Origin of the sequence: Pseudomonas sp. BP6 (genome assembly GCF_017875935.1) — a bacterium.
Taxonomy (GTDB): Bacteria; Pseudomonadota; Gammaproteobacteria; order Pseudomonadales; family Pseudomonadaceae; genus Aquipseudomonas; species Aquipseudomonas putida_Y.
In genome coordinates, this window is the sequence record NZ_JAGINI010000001.1 from 2,659,189 (window position 1) to 2,682,527 (window position 23,339).

Here is a 23,339-nt window from a genome sequence, read left to right on the forward strand (position 1 = left end):
CCACGCTGCGGGCCTAGAAGTCGCGCTTGTAGAAGATGTCCAGTGAGCTTGCCAGCCCACTGGCGGCCTCGAGGTAGACCCTCTTGCTCAGCTTGTAGCGCAACGCGATCGTGTTGGCCGGTTCGAACACCCCCACCCCGTAACGAAGGCTCAGCTTCTCAGTGATGTTACCGCTGGCGACCACGCTGGTGCTGTTGCCAGAACCTTCGGTATCCAGCTGAAAGTCGTCGATCCCCAGACTCGAAGCCAGGCTGCCGGTAATGCCGGCGCTCCCGGCAAGGCCCAGGCCCAGCGCCGCTTCGGCGAGCATGTTGTTATCCTCGCCGGTATTGCCCAATGGCCGCCCCAATACCAGGTACGAAAGCGCCTGTTCCTGGCTCATGGCCGGCTCCGAGAACACTTGGGTCGTCGGCTGCTCGGCGCTGCCGCTCAGGCGGATGCCGGCAATCACGTCGTCGACCCTGCGGATCGCTTCGATGTCCAGATACGGCTGGTCGATCGGACCGGCGAACAGCAGGCGCGCCCGGCGTATGGTGAGGCGCTGGCCGTAGGCGCGGTAGCGGCCGTCTGCCAGGCTCAGTTCGCCACGGGTATCGAGGTTGTCGCCGATGTGCACATGGCCAAGCAGGTTGGCGGTAAGTCCAAAACCGCTGAACGACAGCTTGTCGCGACCCACTTCGACATCGATGTCCATGGCCATTGCAATGGGTGGCTTGCCTTCCTCGGTCTGGTGACCGACGATTACCGTGTCATCCGACACCTTGACCGTGGACGGCGGCAGCTCACGTACAGTGATCTTGCCCTTGGGCACCTGCACCTTGCCGGTCACTGACAGCTTGTCATCGATCAGGCGCAAGGTCAGGTCCGGGGCAACTTCCAACGTGGCGTAGGGCTCTACCGCGACCGGCAGTTGCTGGCCTTGCAGACGCACGTCCATGCCCAGTGCCTGCCCCCAGGTGAGGTTGCCGCTCAACTGGCCACGTCCCGCCTCGCCACTGCGCCAGTTACCGGTGAGCTGCACTTGCTCGCCGGCAATCAGCGCCTGCAGTGACAGGTCCTGAAGGCTGGCCGGCAGCTCGGCACCACTGACTTCGCCACCGCTGAGCACCAGGTTGCCGTTGACCTGAGGTGCCAGCAAGGTGCCTGAAAGCCGACCACTGCCATTGAGCTGCCCGGCCAGGCGTTCGACCATGGGCACGAACGGGCGGGCCACCGACAGGTCCAGACCGGCCAAGCGGAAATCACCCGACAACGGTTTGTTCTTGCCCAGCGGATCGAGCCGGGCGTTGACGTTCAGCTCACCCAGGCGCTCACCGCGAAACGCCAGGCGCGTATCGATGCGCCGCGGTGCCAGCGTGCTGTCCAGGCGCAGGGCCTGGTAAGGGAAATCGATCCAGCGGCCTTTGTCGCGCACACGCAGGGTGCCGCCACTGGCATCGACAACGACAGTGCCCTTGGGGCCGCTGGCCGGGATGTCCAGATTGATATCGGCGTTGAGCAGGCCTTGCCAGGCAAAGTCCTTCGGCAGCCACTGGGCCAGGCTGCCCAGCGGGAACTGCTTGAGGTGGTAGCGCAGGCGCGGTTCGGGGGCCAGCCGCTGGTCGTCGCCACACAGGCTTGCCTGGCCGGAGCGCCAGCAGTGGGCCCCGAAGTCGAGCTGGCCGCTGGCCAGCCGCTGCAGGCGTGCAGGCGCCTGCAACTGCCAGTCCTGGCCGCCGGCCTGGATCCGGCCACTGGCCAGGCGCCCGCGCCAGTCACCTTTGTTCAACTGGCCATCCAGGCCAAGGTCGAGCTTAAGCTGCGGGCCGTCCAGCGCCAGGGTCAAGGCCTGCTGGCGAATGTCGCCTTTGCCGTTGGCCTGCAACGTGCCCAAGGCTGTGTCACCCAGGTGGATACCGGTTGCCTTGAGCTCGACTACACCGCGCTGGGCGCTGTCCAGGCGCGCATCCAGGTCCAGCTGCTGCAGGCGGTTTTCGGCCTGGGCCAAGCGCTGGCCCTGCAGGGTCAGCGTACCTTGCGGGGCCTGCAAGGTGCCGGCGACATCCAGCCGGCCCTTGACCCGGCCTTGCAACCTTGGCCACAGCTGGCCCAGGCGCGGCAAGTCAAGGTCGACTCGCCCAGCCAGGCGCTGTTGCAAGCTGCCACTGCCGTTGATGCGGTTGTCACCCAGCTGGATGGCCAGTGTGCCCAGGGTCCAGTTTTGCCCCGCCCCCTGGGCCTCGGCCTTGAGCATGGCTGGCTGGCCACGCAGGCGGCCTTTGAGGTCAAGCTGGGCATCGAGGGTAAGCGCATCGCCTTTCAGTTCGCCTTTGCTGCGCAGTGGCCCCGCCAGGGTGCCCGGCAGTTCGGCCAGCCAATACGCCGGATCGAGCGCGGAGAGCTGCAGGTCGACATCCCAGGCCAGGGTGTCGGCAAAACGTACGGCGACACTGCCGGCTGCCTTGCCCTGGCCGGCGGTCAGCGCCAACTGCGGCAGTTTCACCTGGGTGAGGTCACCTTCGAACGGGCTGGCGATGCTGAACGCTCCCGCCGGGCCGTCCAGGTCGCCTGTGAAGGTGCCCTGGTAATTGCCATCGCGATAATGCACCTGGGTATTGAAGCGCTTGAGGGTGACTTCGGGGGGAGTCTCCAGTGGGTACAGACGCAACCACGGGAAGTCCTGCCAGTCCAGCTGCGCATCGGCGCTCAGGCCTTGCTGCCAGTCAGCCGTGGCTTGCAGCTTGACCCGTTGGCTGTCGCTGGCGGTCAGGTCCAGGGCATCGAGCCTGGCGCCTTTGCTGTCGACCAGACCGGACAGGACCAAGGCGATCGGTGACTGCTCGGCCGGCAGGCTGGCGCTGCCAGACAGTTGATAGCCATCGAGCAGATCGCCCTTGGCATCGAGCTCAAGCGCGTTCAATTGCAAGGTGTCAGGCAACGCACCAGCCGGTTTGAACGCCTCGGAACGGATGCGCAAGGTCGCCGGCAGGTGCTCGGCCAATGCCTGCAACTGCCCGCTCAATGTGGCATCGAGGTAACCGCTGCTGGTGCCGGCGAGTTCCAACGTCTTCTGCAGTTGGCCATTGGCTGTCAGTGCCAGTTGCCAGGGTTTTTCGTCTACCGCAGGCAACTGTAATTGCGCCTGTAGTTTTACCGGCCAGTCGCCTTCGGGTTGCAGGTCGCCCTGCAGGCTCAATTGCAGGTCGTCGCGCAGCAGCCGCAGGCTGTCGATGCGTATCCCGCTGTGGGTCCAGTGCGCAGCCAGTTGCAAATCGCCAATAAGGTCGCTGCCATCCAGGCGCAGCGACCCGACCTTGACCTCGCCCAGTTCGATGGCCAGCGGCAAGCGCAGGGTCGGCAATTGCAGCGGCGCGCTCTCGGCCGGTTCGGTGCTTGGCGCAAAGGCCATGTCAATGCGGTCTGCCTGCAACCGGTCAATGCACAAGGTAGCGCGCAGCAAACAAGCCGGCGACCAGGCCAGCAACGGCGCTTGTAACTCGACCTTGCTGCCGGCGTCGGCCCAGCTCAGCCGGCTGGCCTGCCAACTGCCTGCCAGGCGCCCCTGGAAGTCGGCCACTTCAAGCCCGGGCACCTTGCCCAGTGCCCAGCGGCTGCCGGCCTGGGTACCCAGCAGCAGGCCGAGCACCAGGCCCACGCTCGCGACGCCCCCAAGCAGGCCCAGCACACTATATTTGATTACGCGTTTCACAGCTCGGGCCCCATGGAAAAGTGCAGGCGAATGCCCCCTTCGTCATCCAGCGCCTTGGCCAAGTCCAGGCGCAACGGCCCGACCGGCGATACCCAGCGTACACCAAAGCCGACGCCGGTCTTGAGGCTGGGCAGTTCCAGGTCGTTGAACGAGTTACCTTGGTCGACGAACGTCGCGACGCGCCATTTTTCGGTCAGCGAATACTGGTACTCGACACTCCCTGCCACCAGGTAGCGCCCGCCGATACGGTCACCGTCGCTGTTCTTCGGGGAAAGGGTCTGGTAGTCGTAACCGCGCACACTCTGGTCGCCACCCGCGAAGAAACGCAGCGACGGCGGAATGTTGTTCTTGAAGCCATTGGTCGCACTGCCGCCAAACTGTACGCGCCCGAGAAAGCGGTGGTTGTGGCCGAGCGTGGTCAGGCCTTTGAGCAATACGTTGCCGTGTAGCAGGTTGGTGTCGGACACCAGCCCTTCCTTGGCAACTTGAACATCGAACTGCAAGCGATAGCCGTTGTGCGGGTCGATGCGGTTGTCACTGCGCAGGAAGGAATAGCTGGCACCCGGCATCAACAGGTTGCTCAAACCGGAGTCGTCACCCAGGCGATATTCTTCACGTTGGTACTTGAGCGAAATCACCCGCTGCCAGCCACTGGGCAACTTGCTGTGCCACTCAGGGCCGACCGTCAACAGCTTGCTGAGCGTGTCGGTGCCGGCAAGCTCCTCGTTCTGGTAGCCACCGGCAAAGCGCAGCTTGTCGGTCAGCGGCGGGTCGAGCGGAATGTCGTACCACAGGCCGAGGTTCTGGCGCGGTGCCGACAGTTCGGTTTCCCAGCCATAGCTATGGCCTTGCGGGTTGACCCAGTGGCGGGTCCAGTTGGCCTTGCCGCGCGGCCCGACGTCGGTCGAGAAGCCCAGGCCAAGGCCCATGGTGCGAGGTTTACGGGTTTGCAGGTGAACATCCACCGGGATGTCTTCGCCCACAGCAGCAGTGGGCGCCGCATCCACGCGCACGCCTTCGAAATAGCCGCTCGATTGCAGGTCGTTGTTCAGTTCCGCGATCAATTCCGAGTCGTAGGGAGTGCCCGGCTTGAACGAAACCATGCGCTGCAGCAGGTCCTCGTCCAGCGGCGTGTCGCCACCGAAGGTGACGGCGCCCAGGCGATAACGCGGGCCACTCTGGTAGACCAGGTCGATATCGGCCACACCGGCTTGCGGGTCGACAGCCAGACGCTGACTAGTGAAGCGCCCACTGAAGAAGCCATAGCGCGACGCCTGGTTCTGGATCAACCGCTTGGCATCCTCGTAATGGCCGTGATTGAGTTGTTCACCCGCCCGCAGCGCCTTGCTGCCAGGCACGCGGAAGGCTTTCATCTCGCTGGCTGGGCCCTCGATGCGCACGGTAACGTTGCGCAGGCGAATCGGTTCGCCCGGGTTGATGCTGATAATCAGTTGTGGGGGATGGTCTGCGTCGCTGGCGGGCTTGACCTCGGTATCGATCTGCGCCTGATAGTAGCCGAGTGCCTGTGCCGCTTTGCGCGCCTGCTCCTCTGCCCCGCGACTGAAGCGCAAAAGTGCTTCTTCGTCGCGGTCACCCAAAGTGCCGATATAGCCTTCGACATTGGCCTTGAGCGCCTTGTTGGCCGGCTTCACCTTCACCAACAACTCGCTCTGGCCCCATGCTGCGAAACTGGCGACCCAGAAAACCAGGCCCCAGGTCAATCTTCCTGAATACGTCATGCGGCGCATGCTACCAGAGCCAGGCGCTCAAGGGAGCCGCCTGGCGGCCTGTTCAGGTAAATGCGGGTTTTGACGAGACTGGATTAGGATGAAAGAACACCCTCTCCCGGATCGGCCCTACAGCTACTTCACCAATTTCCTCATAACCCTGACGCTGGTAAAAAGCCAGGTAGTGCTCGTTACCGGTGTCCAGCACCACACCTTGGGTGCCTGGGTCTTCCGCGCACCAGTCGTGCACGGCTTGTAACAATTGCTCGCCGTAGTGCTTGCCCTGAAATTGCGGATGCACCCCCAGCAACGGCAGCATATGTACCTGGTCAGTGGGCAGGCAGGCGGCCAACGCGGCCTGGTAATCCATGTAGCGCCGCGTACAGCGCAGGCCGGTCCCCAGCATCATGCGCAAGCGCCAGGCCCAGCTGTCGGCCACGCCCAGCCGGCGCAGCGGCGGCACGATCAGGGCCAGGGCAATCAGGCGGTCCTCGACCAACAGGCCGATGGCGGGCAGTTGCAGGTAGAAGTGCTGGCGTACCCATTCACGCACCATCACCCGCAGGCGCCGCTCATACCCCGGGCGCTGGGCTTCGAAGAGATAGGCGAAGGTGGGCTCGTGGCGGTAGGCGTTGTACAACAGCGAACGCGCCTCGCGGCTGTAACCATCATCGAGCAGGCAGACACGGGCCGGGGCGGCTGTGGTTTCGGGCATTACGGGCAGACCTCCTGGAATGGGCATACTGTGCCTTGGAGGTGCCCCTGCGCGCTTCGTTCACCCCCAACAGCACGTTAGCAGCAGGCTCGCCTGGCCGCCATGCTGGTGATGAAGGTCGATGTCGGCTAGCATCGCGCCTTTTACCGGGATTGTCTTTCCATGAAGATCGTCTGTTTCAACATCAACGGCCTGCGGGCCCGCCCGCATCAGCTGGCGGCGCTGATCGAAAAGCACCAGCCGGACGTGATCGGCCTGCAGGAAACCAAGGTCAGCGACGATCAGTTCCCGCTGGCCGACGTGCAGGCTCTGGGTTACCACGTGCATTATCACGGCCAGAAGGGCCACTACGGCGTGGCCCTGCTGTCGCGCCAGGCGCCGCTGAGCCTGCACAAGGGCTTTGCCACCGACGAAGAAGACGCCCAGCGCCGCTTCATCTGGGGCACCTTCGCCGATGCCGACGGCAACCCGATCACCATCATGAATGGCTATTTCCCCCAGGGCGAGAGCCGCGACCACCCCACCAAGTTCCCGGCCAAGCAGCGCTTCTACAGCGACCTGCAGGCACTGCTGGAAAGCCAGTTCCGCAACGACCATCCAGTGCTGGTGATGGGCGACATGAACATCTCGCCGCAAGACTGTGATATCGGCATCGGCCCGGACAACGCCAAACGCTGGCTGAAGACCGGCAAGTGCAGCTTCCTGCCGGAAGAGCGTGAGTGGATGGAACGTTTGAAAGGCTGGGGGTTGGTAGACAGCTTCCGCCATCTGTACCCAGACGTGACCGACCGCTTCAGCTGGTTCGACTACCGAAGCCGCGGCTTCGAGGACGAGCCCAAGCGCGGCCTGCGCATCGACCTGATCATGGCCTCACAGCCGCTGGTGCCGCGCATCAAGGCAGCGGGGGTGGACTATGAACTGCGCGGGATGGAAAAGCCGTCGGACCATGCGCCGATCTGGTTGGAGTTGAGCTGACTCTGGTGACGGGCCCAAGGTGCATGCCTTGGGCCCACACTTACAACCCCAGCCTCAACGCCTCCCCTACCCCCGCCCCACGCACATCGTCCGCTGCGCTGACCAAGGCAAAGTTATAAGCCCCATGCGACCAGTACCGCGCTTCCAGCTGGCCATCGACCCGCTGCCCGTCCGGCATGCGCCGATAAAGGTCGCCCGGCGAGCGCAGGAACAGGCTGATGCGCTGGCCCTTGCCATCCTCGAACACCAGTAATGCAGCCGGCCCTTGTTCGTTGCTGAGCAAGCGCGCACCCACCGGCTTGAAACCGTAGCCCGCCAGGTCCGGTAACTGGCCCACCCGGCTGAAATAGCGCCCCAGCCAATCGCGTAACTGCCCAGGATCACTGGCCTGGATATCCAGTGTTTCACTGCCGGCGAACAAACGATGCGCCTGAACAGCGTCAGCCATGGGCAGGTCGGCTCGTGCCAGGGTTGCATCGCGCACTTGCCAGCCACCCAAGCCCCCCACACCCAACGCCAGCATCACCACCGCCGCCGCAGCCCAGCGCCGCTGCCGACGCTGGCGCAATTGCCGACGCAACTGGCCAAGGTCCAACTGCGCTGCACCGGGCAGCTCGCCCAATCCCGCCAGTGCCGTACGCAGCCGCCGGGCATCGGCGCGCCAGCCTTCCACCCGTTCCGCAGCCTGCGGATTGGCCGCCAGCCAGGCCTGTACCTCGGCCCGGCGCACAGGTTCCAGGCGCTCATCGACGTAAGCGTGCAATTCATCATCGGTGGGGATCAGGCGCGTCATTTCAGTCTCCGCAAGGCCGGGGGTTGGGGGTTGCCCTCGGTCAGTTCGCGCAAGGCATTGCGCGCGCGCGAAAGGCGCGACATCACAGTGCCGATGGGGATGCCCAAGGCCTGGGCGGCCTCCTTGTAACTCAAGCCCTCGATGCTGACCAGCAACAACAAGGCACGCTGCTCCGCCGATAGCCGGGCAAAGGCCTGCAGGTCGGCCTGGGCCAGGACGATGGCTTCGATGTTGTCACCAGCCGGCTCTTCGTCGCGCTCGTTACGGCCGAACCAGGACAACCAGCGCGCATGCAAGCGCTCACGGCGCTTACCGTCGAGGAACTGTCGATAAAGGATGGTGAACAGCCAGGCACGCAGGGCATCGGCGTCCCGTTGCTGGTCGCGGCGGCTCAGGGCCCGCTCGACCGTCGCCTGCACCAGGTCGTCGGCGCTGCCCGGCTCGCGGGTCAGCCACACGGCAAAGCGGCGCAGGCGGGCCAGCAGCTCGCGCCACTGGTGGTCGTCCAAATCGTGCATGGTCAGGTACCGGCCTCTGGGGTTGTCAGTGTAAAGGGCAGACGCCTGTGAACAAATTCTATTCCCGATGAGGGAATAACTTTTTCCCTGCCCCGTCGTACTGGCACCTTCACTGAACCGGACATTGACCATGAACACACCCTTGCACGGCCCGGCCAAAGCCTTGCGCCTGGCCGCCATTGGCGGCGTGCTGCTGGCCGCAGGTGCCGGCTTTGCCTATGCCGCCGGTTGGCTCGGCGAACCCCGGCTGACGCCACAGCGCATCATCGACACCTTCGAAGCCCAGGCCGGGCATTACCCCGGCTATCGCAAGAACCACGCCAAGGGCCTGTGCGTGAGCGGCTACTTCCAGGCCAGCGGGCAGGCCGCCAACCTGTCCACGGCGCGCGCCTTCAGCCAGCAACGGGTGCCGGTGGTGGGCCGTTTTGCCATCGGCGGTGCCAACCCGTTCGCCCCGGATACCGCTATACCCGTACGCAGCCTGGCGATTCAGCTAAGCACCGACGACGGCCAGGTCTGGCGGACGGGCATGAACAACCCACCGGTGCTGGCAGTCAGCACGCCGCAAGCGTTCTACCAGCAAGTACTGGCGAGCACACCAGACCCGGCGACCGGCAAACCGGACCCTGGCAAGCTGCAGGCGTTCTTTGCCGCCCACCCGGAAAGCGCGGCGTTTCGCCAATGGGCGGCGGGCTACAAACCCAGCGATAGCTTCGCCAACACGCAATACCACAGTATCAATGCCTTCCGCCTGATCGACGCCGCTGGCGCGGCCCACCCGGTGCGTTGGCAGCTCGAGCCACAAACTGCATTTGCGGCATTGCCCACCCAGGTTGATGACAAGCAATTCCTGCAACACGACTTGCAGCAACGCCTTGCCCAAGGCCCGTTGCGCTGGAAGCTGCGTCTGGTGCTGGCCGAACCAGGCGACGCCGTGGACGATCCTGCACGGCCGTGGCCCGCCGAGCGGCGCAGCGTGGACGCCGGCACTTTGGTGCTGGAACAGGTGGACGCCCCCGAGCAAGGGGCCTGCCGCGACCTCAACTTCGACCCGCTGATCCTGCCGCGCGGTATAGAGGCATCGGCGGACCCGATCCTTGCCGCCCGCTCGGCCGCCTATTCGGAATCGTTCAACCGCCGTAGCCGCGAATCGCTCAGCACCGGAGCCAAGCCATGAAACCTGAAACCTTCCACCCTTTCGCCCGTCTGTTGCATTGGCTGATGGCCGTGCTGATCCTGGCCATGTTGTTCATCGGCGTGAGCATGGTCGCCGACCTGTCTCTACGCCATCCGGTGCTGATCAGCCTGCACAAGGCCACTGGCCTGGCCCTGCTGGTGCTGGTGGTGCTGCGCATCGCTGTGCGCCTGGCCGTACCCCACCCGCCCCTGCCGAACGACCTGCCAATACTGCAGCGCTGGGCCGCCGGGGCCTCGCATCTGCTGCTCTATGGCCTGATGCTGGGCATGCCACTGCTGGGCTGGGCCATGCTGTCAGCCGGCGATTACCCGCGCCCGCTCGGCTTGCCTGCCATCACCCCCCACAACCTGCAGCTGTATGCCGTGTTGCGCCAGGCCCATGGCTGGGCCGGCTACCTGCTGTTCGCCACGGTGCTGGTGCATGTGGGTGCAGCCTTGATGCATGCGTGGGTGCGCCGCGACGGTGTGTTGCGTAGCATGTGGCCTGGCCCCTTGCGCCGCAGTGAATGAACTGCAGCAGCCCAGGGGTTCGACAATCGATAATGATTCCTAATAATATCGGTTTTTGCTTGCCACTCTGCCTTGGACTGCCTATGAACGCCGCAAAGGATCCTGCAACCCTTCTACCTGCCAGCACCCTGGACTTGCGCCCGCTGCTGCTGGCCAACATGGCCTGCACCATGTCGATGATGGCCTTCGTCGCCCTGATCGGCCCGATAGCCCGCCAGCTTGGCATGGCCACCTGGCAAGCCGGCGCCGCCATAACCGTGGCCGGCGTGGTCTGGGTACTGCTGGCCCGGCCCTGGGGGCGCGCGGCAGACCGCCTGGGCCGCCGGCGCATCCTGCTGCTGGGCAGCGCTGGCTTTACCCTGGCCTACTGGCTGCTGTGCCTGTTCGTCGAAGGCGCACTACGCTGGTTGCCGGGGGCAACCTTGGCGTTCATCGGCCTGATGATCGCGCGCGGTTGCATCGGCGCCTTCTATGCCGCCATCCCGGTAGGCTGCAATGCGCTGATCGCCGACCATGTCGAGCCGCAACGCCGGGCGCGGGCCATGGCCTCACTGGGGGCGGCCAACGCCGTCGGTCTGGTGGTCGGGCCGGCGCTGGCCGCACTGCTGGCGCGGCACAGCCTGAGCCTGCCGTTCCATATCATGTCGCTACTGCCGGCCACCGCCTTCCTCGTGCTGTTTTTTACCCTTAAACCACAGGCTCTGACGCACAGCCACGCCCCCAGCCCGGTGCGGCTGAACGACCCGCGCCTGCGCCGGCCGCTGCTGGTGGCATTCAGCGCCATGCTCAGTGTGACCGTGTCGCAGATCATCGTCGGTTTCTTTGCCCTCGACCGCTTGCATCTGGGCCCTGCCGAAGCGGCCCAGGCGGCTGGCATCGCCCTGACCACCGTAGGTGTGGCGCTGATGCTGGCGCAGGTGATACTGCGCCAACTGGAGTGGCCACCGCTGAAGATGATCCGGGTGGGTGCCACGGTATCGGCACTGGGCTTTGCCTGCGGCTCGCTGGCCACCACGGCCCCCTGGCTGTGGGCTTGCTATTTTGTTGCGGCAGCGGGCATGGGCTTCGTGTTCCCGGCGTTTTCGGCACTGGCAGCCAATGCCATGCAGGCCTCTGAGCAAGGCGCCACAGCCGGTTCCATTGGCGCCGCCCAAGGTATGGGCGCGGTGATCGGGCCACTCGCCGGTACCTTGGTGTATGCCCTTGATCCGCGCTTGCCATTCTTGGCCGTGGCCGTGCTGTTGCTGCTGGTCGGGCTGTGGCCAATGCCGCGTGAGCAGCGGGTCTGAGAAGCACAGCGCGCAGGGGCGCAGAGTGTGTTTTAATGCGCATCGCTCATTATTATTGACACCTCTGATTACAAGGCGGCTATGGACACGGGGACGCGACTCAAACTGGTGCGTGAACGCAACAATCTCTCCCAACGGGAATTGGCCCGCCGCAGCGGGCTGACCAATTCGACGATCTCGCAGATCGAGCAGAATCGCGTCAGCCCTTCGGTCAGCTCCCTGAAAAAGCTGCTCGAAGGCATTCCCATGAGCTTGGCGGAGTTTTTCAGCTTCGACGAGCCAGTGCGCGAAGAGCGCTACGTATTCCGTGGTGGCGAACAACCAGACCTGGGGCGCAATGGCCTGCGCATGCTGCTGGTCGGCGCCAGTGTCGAAGGCCGGCAAATGCGCATGCTGCGTGAGCTGTACGCACCCGGCGCCGACTCTGGCGAGCCGATCGTGCATGCTGAAGGCGAAGAATGCGGCTTGGTCACCCGTGGTACCGTCGAGCTGTGGGTCGATGGCCAGGTCAGCGTGCTCAACTCGGGCGACGGTTACTATATCCCCACGACCCTGCCGCACAGTTTCAAGAACATCGGCCCGGATGAGGCCGAGATCATCAGCGCCAACACGCCGGCGAATTTCTGATCTTGACCCACAGAGCTTCACTGAGCACCCGGGATGTCTATCAGTGCCTGCGCAATGTGGCCCTTGGCGTGCATCCCCTTGAGGTGACTGAACGCCGCGATGACGGCCTGGTCGATGTCGGCATCCAGGGCTGGCAACTGACGTTGGCGCTGGATGCCGAAGGCTTGGCACATTGCGTTCATTGCCAAGCCCCCGACGGCGAACAGGCCGGGCTCGAGCACTGGCAGCGCTATGGCACCAACCCCACAGACCTGCTCAGCCTGTGGGAACGCACTCAGCTGGAGAGGCTGTTGGCGCCCTGACGCAGCGCCTCCTCGACAAAGTCCAGACGGTCCTGGCCGAAGAACATCCCATCACCGACAAAACAGGTGGGCGCGCCAAACACCCCGCGCGCCACAGCCGCCTCGGTCGCCTGCTTTAGTGCTGCTTTTACTTCGCTGTCAGCGGCCAGGGCGTGAAAAACCTGCGGGTCGAAGCCTGCCTGCGCGAGTGTTTCATTCAGCACAGCGCTGTCGCTCAGGTTGCGGCGCTGTACCCACAGCCCGGTGAACAGCACCGTTAGCAATGCCTCGAACCGATCCGGTGAATGCAATTGTGTACCTGTCACGCCGCGCATCAAAGTCAGGGTATTGACCGGGAAGCCCGGCGGCATCCCGAACGGCACACCGTAGCGTTCGGCAAAGCGGGTCAGGTCGGTGAACATGTAGCGCCCTTTGGCCGGGATCATGGCCGGCGAAGCATTGCCGGTAGCCTGGAAAACCCCGCCAAGCAGCATTGGCCGGTAGCGCAGCGTGGCGCCCTGGCGGGCACACAGGTTCGGCAGTTGGGTCCAGGCCAGGTAACTGGCCGGGCTGCCCAGGTCAAAAAAGAAGTCGACAGACGTGTGCATGGTTAAGATCCTTGCGGGTTAACGGGGATTTACCAGCGTTCCATCCAGGGGCGCAGGTCCAGCTCGAAGGTCCAGGCGTCGCGAGGCTGTGCGTGCAGGAACCAGTAACTGTCGGCAATGTGCGCCGGGTCAAGGATGCCATCCTGGTCCTTGAGGGCATAGCGCTCGGGGAAGCTGTCGCGGATGAAGGCCGTGTCGATGGCACCGTCCACCACCACATGGGCGACATGGATGTTGCGTGGCCCCAACTCGCGCGCCATGCTCTGTGCCAGGGCACGCAAGCCGTGCTTGGCCCCGGCGAAGGCGGCAAAACCGGCTGCGCCGCGGGTACCGGCTGTAGCACCGGTGAACAGGAGGGTGCCACGCTCACGCTGAACCATGCGCCGGGCCACCGCCTGCGCGGTGAGGAAACCGGCAAAGCAGGCCATTTCCCAGATCTTGAAGTACTTGCGCGGGGTTTCCTCGAGGATACTGCACGGTACATTCGCACCGATATTGAAGACAAATGCCTCAATCGGGCCTATATCACGCTCGATAGTCTCCACCAGCGCCGTAACCTCCTCTTCCTTGCGCGCATCAGAGCCAAAACCGTGAGCCTGGCCGCCAGCGGCGCGAATTTCCTCCAACAGCGGCTGCAGTTTGTCGGCCTGGCGCCGAGTTACGCAGGCAACATAGCCCTCACGCGCAAAGCGTTTGGCGATCTCGCCCCCAGTGGCGTCGCCCGCCCCGATCACCAGCACTACTTTTTGTTGTTCTGACATGCCTGCCTCCATGGGTAAATGATCGTTTAGTAAACGAACGCTATGTTATGATCGCGGTCATCGTCAAGCCTGTCTGCCGAGGCATGTGAATGCGCTACTCCAACGAACACAAACAGCAAACCCGCGAACGGCTGCTGGCCAGCAGCGGCGCGCTGGCCAAGCGCGGGGGATTTGCCAGCACCGGCGTGGCCGGGCTGATGAAAGCGATCGGCCTGACCGGCGGTGCTTTCTATAACCACTTCCCGTCCAAGGACGACCTGTTTACCGAGGTGGTACGCCAGGAGCTGAGCAACAGCCCCCTGATACGCCTGGCCTGCCAAGGAGCCAACCGCGAACGCCTGGGCCGCTGCCTGCAGCAGTACCTGAGCCTGGCCCACCTGCGCAATGCCGAAGGTGGATGCCCGTTGCCGCCGCTGGGAGTGGAAATCGCCCGGGCCGACACGCCGGTGCGTGAAGTGGCTGAGCACTGGCTGGTAGAACTGCACCAGGCCTGGAGCACAACCCTGGAGGATGAGCAACTGGCCTGGGTGCTGATCAGCCAGTGCGTAGGGGCAGTGCTGGTCGGGCGCATGCTGGCCAGTGAAAGCGTGCAAGCGCAGGTACTGGGCGCCAGCCGCCAGTTTGTCGAACAGGCCCTGCATGAGGCAGATTAGTGCCTTGTTGGGTTTGCTATTGGCCCTGCCAGCGTTTGCCGAGCAGGCCTGCCCGCCAGGGCAGTATCAGGTGTGCCTGATGGGTTGCTTCTGCGCCCCGATCGACCCGGGCCAGGCCGGGCAGATCCTCAAGGATGTGGAGGTCATGGCCTCGTCCAGCCTTGCCTACGCCTTGCGCCAGGCCCGCGACGAAGCCACGGCCAGCGGTGTTCAGCCGATTCCGTTGCATATTCGGGCGCAGCTTGAACCTTGGTATGACTTTGCCGTGCTCGACGCAGCGCGCTTTCGGGTGGGGGATGAGCAACAGATGAGCGCAGCCAATGCGCTATTGCAGAACCCCGATGTGAACGCCGTTACACTGATCGACACGATCATCTTCCGCCGGGCCGCCGATGCCGAGGACAACGTGGCCTTGTGGGCGCACGAGCTCAAGCATGTGCAGCAGTATCAGGAACTGGGCGTGGAGGAGTTTGCCCGACGCTATACGCGCAACTTCGACGACCTGGAGGGGCCTGCCTACAAGATCGAGGCCGAAGTCGACAAGGCGCTGCGCGAGCGTCGTTCAGGCCTGGCCCGCTGATCGCTGCCATTGCGCTCCACATCTACAGCGCCTGTCTTGCCCGGCGCAAAATTCAGCCGTTAGCGCAAACCAAGGTAGGAGCGGGTTTACCCGCGAATACGGTAGCGGCGGCAACGGTGAACGGCGGGTGGAGATTGGCCAGCAGGGCCGGCCCTTTCGCGGGTAAACCCGCTCCTACGACGGCCTGCGCCCTATCACCAATGTGTGTCCACCACCAATCTGTGTAGGAGCGGGTTTACCCGCGAATACGGTGGCGGCGGCAACGGTGAACGGCGGGTGGAGATTGGCCAGCAGGGCCGGCCCTTTCGCGGGTAAACCCGCTCCTACGACGGCCTGCGCCCTATCACCAATGTGTGTCCACCACCAATCTGTGTAGGAGCGGGTTTACCCGCGAATACGGTGGCGGCGGCAACGGTGAACGGCGGGTGGAGATTGGCCAGCAGGGCCGGCCCTTTCGCGGGTAAACCCGCTCCTACGACGGCATGCGCCCTATCACCAATGTGTGTCCACCACCAATCTGTGTAATCGATGGACTCGCCCCCGCCGAGGCATCACAGTGCCACGGTGGTGTTCAAAGAAGCCAACGGCAGCGAGGGCGAGACCATGAAAAAGCATAGTTCGAAACAAGATTCCCTGTCTTCCACTGATGTGGAGCTTTGCACAACCATCTGCGTAGACCTGGCCAAACAGGTCTTCCAATTAGCAGGCGAGGACGCTACTGGGCGGGTGATCTACGAAGATCGCATCAAATCCCGCCAAGCGTTCCATGATTTCCTGCTCAGGCTGCCAACGACCGTGGCCGTCTTGATGGAGTGCGGTCCAGGTGCACAAGCCTGGGCCAGACTGCTGCAGGCCAAAGGTAATCCGGTTCGCATCCTGCCGGCGCAACGTGTCGCCGAACATCGCAGCGGTGCAAAGAACGATCGTAACGACTGCTATGCCATTTTGCGTGCCGGTCGCGATACGAGCATCGCTTCGATACCGATCAAGAGCACCACAGCACTGGCTATTCAAGCGCTGCACCGTATCCGGCGCGGTAACATCAAGCGACATACCGCGCTGGGTAATCAGATCCGTGGTTTGCTACTTGAGCATGGCGTATCCATGCCCCAGGGTGATGCCGCGATCAATAAGCATGTACCTCAGGCGCTTGAGGATGCTTCCTTGCCTCTGCCCGACCTGTTGCGCGAGTTGCTCGATGAGTTGCTGATGGACTGGTTGTCTCTAGGTGAACGCATTGCGGCGCTGAGCCGCCGGCTCGAAGCGACTGCCCAGGAGGATAAAGTCGCTCAGCGACTGATCACCATTCGCGGCGTCGGCCCTATCATTGCCACGGCGATCGTGGCGAAACAGACCGACCCCAGCCGCTTCGCCAGTGGCCGAATGTATTCCGCCTTCTTCGGTATCGTGCCCGATCAGCACAGCAGCGGAAACAAAATCAGATTGGGCAAGATGAGCAAGCGCGGTGACGGCTACATACGCAGCCTGATGATCCAGGGCGCGCATGCCGTCTTGAGCCAGCTAAGGCCTGATTCCGATCAGCCAGATGATCGCCGCCTCTTGCGCTGGCTATCCCGCCTTGGGCGCAAGGAGGCGGCGATCAGGCTGGCTAATCGAAATCTGCGGATTATCTGGGCCCTGTTACAGAGCGATCAGGTTTACCAACGCAAACCGAACGAAAAACCGGAGGCGGCTATGAGCCTCTGACCAACCGGGTAATGCCACCGGGGCGCTAGGCGCTCCAACCCCTGCTAGTGAACATTGACCCTAGGTAAGACCGTCGCAGACCGATGCCTCCGCTCCTACAGGCCTGATAGTGGCCTCAATGTAAACGGCACACTGCGAGCTCACCACGATGTTGGCCAGAAGCAAAAAGCTTCCTCGAATAGGCCTGATACATAGATGCAACCGGGTTCCTATGTTCAAAAAGCAGCTAGACAGTGTGGGCGAGTCCATACATAGGAGCGGGTTTACCCGCGAATACGGTAGCGGCGGCAACGGTGAACGGCGGGTGGAGATTGGCCAGCAGGCCCGGTCCTTTCGCGGGTAAACCCGCTCCTACGACGGCATGCGCCCTATCACCAATGTGTGTCCACCACCAATCTGTGTAGGAGCGGGTTTACCCGCGAATACGGTAGCGGCGGCAACGGTGAACGGCGGGTGGAGATTGGCCAGCAGGCCCGGCCCTTTCGCGGGTAAACCCGCTCCTACGACGGCATGCGCCCTATCACCAATGTGTGTCCACCACCAATCTGTGTAGGAGCGGGTTTACCCGCGAATACGGTGGCGGCGGCAACGGTGAACGGCGGGTGGAGATTGGCCAGCAGGGCCGGCCCTTTCGCGGGTAAACCCGCTCCTACGACGGCCTGCGCCCTATCACCAATGTGTGTCCACCACCAATCTGTGTAGGAGCGGGTTTACCCGCGAATACGGTAGCGGCGGCAACGGTGAACGGCGGGTGGAGATTGGCCAGCAGGCCCGGCCCTTTCGCGGGTAAACCCGCTCCTACGACGGCCTGCGCCCTATCACCAATGTGTGTCCACCACCAATCTGTGTAGGAGCGGGTTTACCCGCGAATACGGTAGCGGCGGCAACGGTGAACGGCGGGTGGAGATTGGCCAGCAGGGCCGGCCCTTTCGCGGGTAAACCCGCTCCTACGACGGCATGCGCCCTATCACCAATGTGTGTCCACCACCAATCTGTGTAGGAGCGGGTTTACCCGCGAATACGGTAGCGGCGGCAACGGTGAACGGCGGGTGGAGATTGGCCAGCAGGGCCGGCCCTTTCGCGGGTAAACCCGCTCCTACGACGGCCTGCGCCCTATCACCAATGTGTGTCCACCACCAATCTGTGTAGGAGCGGGTTTACCCGCGAATACGGTAGCGGCGGCAACGGTGAACGGCGGGTGGAGATTGGCCAGCAGGGCCGGCCCTTTCGCGGGTAAACCCGCTCCTACGACGGCCTGCGCCCTATCACCAATGTGTGTCCACCACCAATCTGTGTAGGAGCGGGTTTACCCGCGAATACGGTGGCGGCGGCAACGGTGAACGGCGGGTGGAGATTGGCCAGCAGGGCCGGCCCTTTCGCGGGTAAACCCGCTCCTACGACGGCCTGCGCCCTATCACCAATGTGTGTCCACCACCAATCTGTGTAGGAGCGGGTTTACCCGCGAATACGGTAGCGGCGGCAACGGTGAACGGCGGGTGGAGATTGGCCAGCAGCCCTGGCCTCTTCGCGGGTAGCAACCCTTTGTACGACCAAGCTTTTCAGCTCTCAGCACCGCAGAAAAGCTTGACCACCAACACAGCATCTACATGGGAACGTAAAGGCGCTCAAGACACCGCCGAAGCCTCCACCGCCTGCTCACGGCTGGCATAACGCTGCGCCAGCACAGCACACACCATCAGTTGTATCTGGTGGAACAGCATCAGCGGCAGGATCATCGCGCCAATGCCACTGCCCACGAACAACACCTGGGCCATGGGCACACCAGTAGCCAGGCTTTTCTTGGAGCCGGCAAACAGGATGGTGATGCGATCCTCGAGGTCGAAGCCCAGGGCCTTGCCAAGCATGCGTGTGCCGAACAGCACCACTGCCAGTAGAATCGCGCACACCACGAACAACCCCGCCAGGTGCTGCGGCGATACGGTATGCCACAGCCCGGTAACCACGGCCTCACTGAAGGCGGTGTACACCACCAGCAGGATCGAACCCTGGTCTACCACCTTGAGCCAGCGGGCATTGCGCTTGACCCAGGCACCGATCCAGCGCCGCGCGATCTGCCCGGCAACGAACGGCACCAGCAGCTGCAAAGTGATCTTCAATACCGCATCCAGGCCGGACCCCGTATCACCACTGGCACCCAGCAACAACATCACCAGCAACGGTGTGAGGAAGATACCCAGCAGGCTGGAGGCCGCCGCGCTGCAGATGGCCGCTGGCACGTTACCGCGGGCCAGCGAAGTAAAGGCAATGGCCGACTGCACGGTTGCAGGCAAGGCACACAGGTACAGGACGCCCAGGTAAAGCTCGTTACCTACCAACGGTACGAACAGTGGTTTGAACGCCAGGCCCAGCAGCGGGAACAATGCGAAAGTACAGGAGAACACCAGTAGGTGCAGGCGCCAGTGCCCGGCACCGGCAATGATGGCTTCACGCGACAGTTTGGCGCCATGCAGGAAGAACAACAGGCCGATGGCCAGGTTGGTCAGCCAGCCGAAATACACCGCGCCATCGCCCGAGCAAGGCAGCACGGTGGCGATGAGTACCACCCCGAGCAAGGCCAAGGTGAAATTGTCAAATAACATGCGCAAATACTTCATCACTGTATCCATCTTGTCATTGTGGCTGGGCAGACGATAAGGTCTCTGGCTCTCCGTCGCTAACGCCGGAACCCCGAGTGGTATCGCTCAACGGACACGTTCCACAACAAGGACTCGCCATGCTCCGCCCACGTCTGGCTGCACTTGCAGCCGCCATTACCTTTGCTTTGGGCCATGCCAGCGCCCAGGCCGACGACCAGTTACAGGCCAAGGTCGACCAGATCATCCGCCCACTCATGCAGGAACAAGGCATCACCGGCATGGCTGTGGCCATCTATGCACGCGACCACGCGCATTACTTCAGCTACGGCGTGGCCAGCAAGGCCGACAACGTACCGGTGAGCCGCGATACGCTGTTCGAGATCGGTTCGCTGAGCAAGACCTACACTGCCACCCTGGCCGCACTTGCCAGCGCCGAGGGCAAACTTGACCTCCAGGCCCCGGCCAAGCGCTATCACCCGGCACTGGCCGGCGTCCCCATCGGCGACGCGACCGTGCTGGAACTGGGCGCCTATAGCGCCGACTGCCTGCCACTGCAGTTCCCCGACACTGTGCAATCGCCGCAACAGGTAGTTGATTTCTTCCGCCACTGGCAACCTCGCGCCAAACCCGGCACCCAGCGCTGCTACTCGAACCCCAGCCTGGGTTTGTTCGGTGACCTGGCCGCCCGGGCGCAACACCAACCGTTCTCCACGCTGATGACTGAAGGCCTGCTGGCGAAGATGGGCCTGAAGAATACCTACCTTCAGGTTCCGGCCAGCGCCCAGGGGCTTTATGCCCAAGGGTATGACGCCGCCGACAAGCCGGTGCGTGTGGGTCCGGGCCCTTACGCCGACGAGGCATACGGCATCAAAACCAGCGCCAGCGACCTGCTGCGCTATGTGCGGCTGCACATGCAGCCGCAGGGCCTGCCACCGGCCCTGGTGAAAGCCACCGCCATTACCCAGCAAGGCTATTTCCAGGTTGGCGCCATGACGCAAGGACTGGGCTGGGAACGCTACCCCTACCCGGCCACGCTGCGCACTCTGATCGATGGCAACAGCTCGCTGCTGATCCGTGAACCGCAGGCAACCACTCGCTTGCAACCGGCCCTGCCCGCGCTACCGGCAGCCTGGTACAACAAGACTGGCTCCACCAATGGCTTCGGCGCGTACGCCGCGTTCGTGCCGGCAGAACAACTGGCAGTCGTGTTGCTGGCCAATCGGAATTACCCCAACCAAGCGCGGGTGCAAGCCGCCTTCGACATCCTTTCCGGCTTGTAACGCCAGCGGTGATTGTCGGACAAAACGACAGAATGTAGTGAGCAAAAAAAATCACTACAAAACGGTTGACGCCGTTCATCGCGCTTGGGCATGATGAAGCCGTCTCCCCGATCGGGAGCGGTGGCAAGGGTGTTCCAGACGGCCTGCGCGGTAACGCAGGCCGTCCGTGGAGAGGGAACTGTCCAAAAGGCAGCGTGAGAAAGCCCCTGTTGCGATGCTGCTGTAGCAGCCTTGGTAGTGCGCTACACCGTGATAGCGCCAACTGTGAAAATCACCTATGAATGGGTAATGGGGGCTTTATGATGAACTTGAACAACAATCCGACTATCGACCAATTGGCCCAGCTGTTCGCCGTGCGCAAGGACAGCCTTGACGACCATCTGCTGTGGGTTAGCCAAACCGGTGAAGTGCGCCTCGACCGCCTGCCACCGAACACCGTCGAAGATGAATTTGAAGAGCACCTGCCCAGCATGCGTGCCCGCTTCAAGGTCTACCGCCGTGGCCAAGGCTACGTCGGCAAGAAAGCCGCCGCCGACACCGAATTCGTCGGCCGCGTGCTGCAGACCCTGCAACAAGAATGGCCCGCTGCCCGTGAGCAGCAGGCAGTCAAGGTGATCGAACCGCTGAATTGAGGGTTCGTACCCTTACCAGAGCCCGGCCCGCACAGGCCGGGCTTTTTCATGCCTGGCGCCGCTGCAAGCGGGTTTCCGGCAAAGGCAAGGCGCCCGTTGCCATCGCCCGGGCGCGGTCGACACCCCACACCAGCGCACGGGTCATGGTCTCGCCCGGCAGCGCAGGGTAATACTCTTCCAGCAACGCCCGCCCATTCCCGGCGTACAACCCCAGAAAAAGCTGCGTCGCCCCCAGGCGCGACAAGCGCACCTGCACGTCCAGTGTGGTGCCGTCGCTGAGCGCTTCGTCGTGGCAGCGGCTGTGCAACTGTGCGTCGGCCCACTGCCAATAGGTTTCTTCCCTGACTCGCATGAGCATTCAATCCTCCGTCGCTGGAATGCCGCGTCAGAAAACCACAGGCCGGGCCATCCGGCGAGCGCTACCGGGCAATACCATGAGGCGGATCAACGAATGGCAATAAAAACCCCGCCGTTGGGCGGGGGCGTGTGCAGACGCGGGATCACTTCTTGATCGGTACCCGCGGCATGAAGCGGCCTTTTTTGCTGCGCTGCAAATGTGCAGGCTGGAGCTGTTCGGAATCATCCAGCGTCATGTGGGCGAAACCCAGGCGAAATGCCGCCTGGCCGCAACGCACCTGGCTGTTGATCGGGAACGCATCGTTCAGGTCTTCGAAAAAGGATTCGCTCATGCCCAGTCTCCCTCCGGTGGCGGTCGCGTCGGCAACCAGACAAGTTGCCCAGGAAACGCGGCCTGTGAGAGTGAGACTAGCTGGTCATTTGCGGACCGACCGGACAAGAACCTTGTAGCCGACCAATGGCCGCAGGCTTTACTTCAGGCGTACTGCCGTACCGGTGGCAAATACCACGACCATGCCGCCCTGTACCGACGGCATGCTGATCTCAAAGTCCACCCCCACTACCGCATCGGCTTGCAACTGTCGTGCCCGGACCTTGAGTTCTTCCGTGGCCTGCTCCCGGGCCTCGCGCAACGCGCTTTCCAGGGTTTGCGAACGGCCGCCGAAGAAGTCGCGAAACCGTGTAAAGAAATCGCGCACGAAGTTGATGCCCTGCACCGATTCGGAACTGACCACGCCCAGGTATTCGGCAATCGGGCGGCCTTCGAGCTGGCTGGTGGTGGAAATGATCATGGATGCGCTCCGTTGGCCTGGCAAAAAGAGGCCGATTCTAACAGAGCGCAGCTCAGCAGATTGAAGCGCCTTACGCGTTGGCTGCCCGCAAACGCTGACCGATGCGCGCACCAAACACATTCACCAGCAGGCCGGCCATCACCAGCAATGCACCCCAGCCCTGCGTAGCGGTCAGGCGCTCTCCCAGCAGCAAAGCCGACGAACTCAGGCCAATCACCGGTACCAGCAGCGAGAACGGCGCCACCTTGCCTGCCGGGTGGCGCGACAGCAACTTGCTCCACAGGCTGTAGCCGAGCATGGTGGCCACAAAGGCCAGATACGCCAGGGCCAGCACCGAACTCCAACTGATATTGGCCAAGGCATGGCCAATGCGCTCGGGGCCTTCCAGCCACCAGGACAGTGCCAGAAATGGCAGTGGCGGTATCAGCCCGCCCCAGATCACCAACGCGACCAGGTCGACCGAGCCAAACCGTCGGGTAATGATGTTGCCCAGGCCCCACATTGCGCCGCCACACAGCGTCAGCACCAGCGCCAGCATGGGCACATGGCCGCCGTCTTCGCTGCCGATCAGCGCCAGGCCACTGGCCGCCACCAGTAGCCCCAGCACGCTGGCAAGGCGCAGCCGCTCACCGAGAAACAACGCTGCAAAACCGAGGGTGAAGAAGGCTTGCGACTGCAGGATCAACGAAGCCAACCCTGGCGGCATGCCGCTGTACATGGCCTGAAACAGGAACGCGAACTGGCCCAGTGAAATGGTCGCACCGTAAGCGATCAGCCAGCGCCACGGCAGTTTGGGCCGCCTGACCAGCAAGATCGCCGGGAACGCCACCAACAAGAAACGCAATGCCCCCAGCAACATCGGTGGCAGCCCGTCGAGGCCAACCTTGATGACCACAAAGTTGACTCCCCAGGCGACAATCACCACCAGGGCGATAAGCAGGTCCTTGAGTGGCATTGCGACTTCCTTCTGCAGGCTTTTTAGACATATTTCGTTACAGCATAAAGGTATTCCACACAAAGGGACCAGCACAGTTGAAACCAATGGTTGCACTA

General features: G+C 63.1%; 23 protein-coding genes. 11 read left to right on the forward strand and 12 right to left on the reverse strand.

The features are described from left to right. Positions 1 to 13: 13 nt before the first annotated feature. From J3A98_RS12195 to J3A98_RS12205, 3 genes are read right to left on the reverse strand one after another with little or no spacing between them, the layout of a single operon-like run. Positions 14 to 3,688: a translocation/assembly module TamB domain-containing protein gene (locus J3A98_RS12195; protein ID WP_209966403.1), complete on the reverse strand. Its 3,675-nt coding sequence runs from the start codon at positions 3,686 to 3,688 to the stop codon at positions 14 to 16. Then, on the reverse strand, positions 3,685 to 5,427 hold the full coding sequence (locus J3A98_RS12200; RefSeq protein ID WP_176684640.1) for an autotransporter assembly complex family protein: 1,743 nt from the start codon (positions 5,425 to 5,427) through the stop codon (positions 3,685 to 3,687). Before J3A98_RS12200 ends, J3A98_RS12195 begins: the two co-directional genes overlap by 4 nt. A 52-nt stretch (positions 5,428 to 5,479) precedes the next feature. Continuing rightward, positions 5,480 to 6,130, reverse strand: coding sequence for a GNAT family N-acetyltransferase (locus J3A98_RS12205; RefSeq protein WP_176684628.1), 651 nt, complete (start codon positions 6,128 to 6,130; stop codon positions 5,480 to 5,482). Positions 6,131 to 6,292: 162 nt separating this feature from the next. Between J3A98_RS12205 and xthA the strand changes: the two genes are divergently transcribed. Beyond that, a complete protein-coding gene (xthA, locus tag J3A98_RS12210; protein WP_176684629.1) occupies positions 6,293 to 7,105 on the forward strand; it encodes an exodeoxyribonuclease III in 813 nt (270 codons plus the stop codon). Positions 7,106 to 7,145: 40 nt separating this feature from the next. On the opposite strand, the gene J3A98_RS12215 is transcribed toward xthA, so the two are convergent. Continuing rightward, positions 7,146 to 7,898 (reverse strand): anti-sigma factor, encoded by a 753-nt coding sequence (locus tag J3A98_RS12215; protein WP_209966405.1) that lies wholly within the window; start codon positions 7,896 to 7,898, stop codon positions 7,146 to 7,148. Continuing rightward, entirely contained in the window at positions 7,895 to 8,416 is a 522-nt protein-coding gene (locus tag J3A98_RS12220; protein WP_021782377.1) for a sigma-70 family RNA polymerase sigma factor, read from the reverse strand. The genes J3A98_RS12215 and J3A98_RS12220 overlap by 4 nt, the downstream gene beginning before the upstream one ends. Positions 8,417 to 8,540: 124 nt before the next feature. Between J3A98_RS12220 and J3A98_RS12225 the strand changes: the two genes are divergently transcribed. The 5 genes from J3A98_RS12225 to J3A98_RS12245 all read left to right on the forward strand — a co-directional run bounded on the left by J3A98_RS12225 (position 8,541) and on the right by J3A98_RS12245 (position 12,341). Then, positions 8,541 to 9,593 (forward strand): catalase family peroxidase, encoded by a 1,053-nt coding sequence (locus tag J3A98_RS12225; protein ID WP_209966406.1) that lies wholly within the window; start codon positions 8,541 to 8,543, stop codon positions 9,591 to 9,593. Next, the gene (locus J3A98_RS12230) at positions 9,590 to 10,123 is read left to right on the forward strand and encodes a cytochrome b/b6 domain-containing protein (protein WP_209966408.1); all 534 of its coding nucleotides are present in this window, start codon (positions 9,590 to 9,592) and stop codon (positions 10,121 to 10,123) included. Before J3A98_RS12225 ends, J3A98_RS12230 begins: the two co-directional genes overlap by 4 nt. An 83-nt stretch (positions 10,124 to 10,206) precedes the next feature. Next, positions 10,207 to 11,412 (forward strand): MFS transporter, encoded by a 1,206-nt coding sequence (locus tag J3A98_RS12235; protein WP_209966411.1) that lies wholly within the window; start codon positions 10,207 to 10,209, stop codon positions 11,410 to 11,412. 81 nt (positions 11,413 to 11,493) lie between these two features. Further along, a complete protein-coding gene (locus J3A98_RS12240; protein ID WP_003248033.1) occupies positions 11,494 to 12,039 on the forward strand; it encodes a cupin domain-containing protein in 546 nt (181 codons plus the stop codon). Positions 12,040 to 12,041: 2 nt separating this feature from the next. Next, entirely contained in the window at positions 12,042 to 12,341 is a 300-nt protein-coding gene (locus J3A98_RS12245; RefSeq protein WP_245355123.1) for a hypothetical protein, read from the forward strand. Here J3A98_RS12245 and J3A98_RS12250 read toward each other — a convergent pair. Together J3A98_RS12250 and J3A98_RS12255 are read right to left on the reverse strand one after the other, a co-directional pair. Continuing rightward, positions 12,314 to 12,928 carry a 2-hydroxychromene-2-carboxylate isomerase gene (locus J3A98_RS12250; protein WP_209966413.1) on the reverse strand — a complete coding sequence of 205 codons (615 nt, stop codon included), beginning with the start codon at positions 12,926 to 12,928 and terminating at the stop codon, positions 12,314 to 12,316. The two genes, J3A98_RS12245 and J3A98_RS12250, sit on opposite strands and share 28 nt — an antisense overlap. A 29-nt stretch (positions 12,929 to 12,957) precedes the next feature. Further along, complete coding sequence (locus J3A98_RS12255; protein ID WP_176684635.1) at positions 12,958 to 13,689, reverse strand: SDR family oxidoreductase; 732 nt, start codon at positions 13,687 to 13,689, stop codon at positions 12,958 to 12,960. Between the two features lie 89 nt (positions 13,690 to 13,778). On the opposite strand from J3A98_RS12255, the gene J3A98_RS12260 reads away from it, so the two are divergent. From J3A98_RS12260 to J3A98_RS12270, 3 genes are all read left to right on the forward strand, one after another. Continuing rightward, positions 13,779 to 14,342: a TetR/AcrR family transcriptional regulator gene (locus J3A98_RS12260; protein ID WP_176684636.1), complete on the forward strand. Its 564-nt coding sequence runs from the start codon at positions 13,779 to 13,781 to the stop codon at positions 14,340 to 14,342. Then, positions 14,329 to 14,922 (forward strand): DUF4157 domain-containing protein, encoded by a 594-nt coding sequence (locus J3A98_RS12265; protein ID WP_209966415.1) that lies wholly within the window; start codon positions 14,329 to 14,331, stop codon positions 14,920 to 14,922. The genes J3A98_RS12260 and J3A98_RS12265 overlap by 14 nt, the downstream gene beginning before the upstream one ends. A 648-nt stretch (positions 14,923 to 15,570) precedes the next feature. Beyond that, entirely contained in the window at positions 15,571 to 16,629 is a 1,059-nt protein-coding gene (locus tag J3A98_RS12270) for an IS110-like element ISPpu11 family transposase (RefSeq protein WP_098316384.1), read from the forward strand. 1,625 nt (positions 16,630 to 18,254) lie between these two features. On the opposite strand, the gene J3A98_RS12275 is transcribed toward J3A98_RS12270, so the two are convergent. After that, a complete protein-coding gene (locus J3A98_RS12275) occupies positions 18,255 to 19,256 on the reverse strand; it encodes a bile acid:sodium symporter family protein (RefSeq protein ID WP_209966417.1) in 1,002 nt (333 codons plus the stop codon). Positions 19,257 to 19,363: 107 nt separating this feature from the next. Here J3A98_RS12275 and ampC point away from each other — a divergent pair, with 107 nt between their 5' ends. Both ampC and J3A98_RS12285 read left to right on the forward strand, forming a co-directional pair. Continuing rightward, on the forward strand, positions 19,364 to 20,506 hold the full coding sequence (gene ampC, locus J3A98_RS12280; protein WP_209966420.1) for a class C beta-lactamase: 1,143 nt from the start codon (positions 19,364 to 19,366) through the stop codon (positions 20,504 to 20,506). Positions 20,507 to 20,805: 299 nt separating this feature from the next. Then, positions 20,806 to 21,138, forward strand: coding sequence for a hypothetical protein (locus J3A98_RS12285; RefSeq protein ID WP_003253895.1), 333 nt, complete (start codon positions 20,806 to 20,808; stop codon positions 21,136 to 21,138). Positions 21,139 to 21,184: 46 nt separating this feature from the next. Here J3A98_RS12285 and J3A98_RS12290 read toward each other — a convergent pair whose 3' ends face one another. The 4 genes from J3A98_RS12290 to J3A98_RS12305 all read right to left on the reverse strand — a co-directional run bounded on the left by J3A98_RS12290 (position 21,185) and on the right by J3A98_RS12305 (position 23,241). Then, the gene (locus tag J3A98_RS12290) at positions 21,185 to 21,496 is read right to left on the reverse strand and encodes a hypothetical protein (protein ID WP_176683996.1); all 312 of its coding nucleotides are present in this window, start codon (positions 21,494 to 21,496) and stop codon (positions 21,185 to 21,187) included. A 142-nt stretch (positions 21,497 to 21,638) separates the two neighbouring features. Further along, positions 21,639 to 21,827 carry a hypothetical protein gene (locus tag J3A98_RS12295; protein ID WP_021782365.1) on the reverse strand — a complete coding sequence of 63 codons (189 nt, stop codon included), beginning with the start codon at positions 21,825 to 21,827 and terminating at the stop codon, positions 21,639 to 21,641. 138 nt (positions 21,828 to 21,965) lie between these two features. After that, complete coding sequence (locus tag J3A98_RS12300) at positions 21,966 to 22,286, reverse strand: YbjQ family protein (protein WP_209966422.1); 321 nt, start codon at positions 22,284 to 22,286, stop codon at positions 21,966 to 21,968. A 70-nt stretch (positions 22,287 to 22,356) separates the two neighbouring features. Then, the gene (locus tag J3A98_RS12305; protein WP_129932508.1) at positions 22,357 to 23,241 is read right to left on the reverse strand and encodes an EamA family transporter; all 885 of its coding nucleotides are present in this window, start codon (positions 23,239 to 23,241) and stop codon (positions 22,357 to 22,359) included. Positions 23,242 to 23,339: the final 98 nt, after the last annotated feature.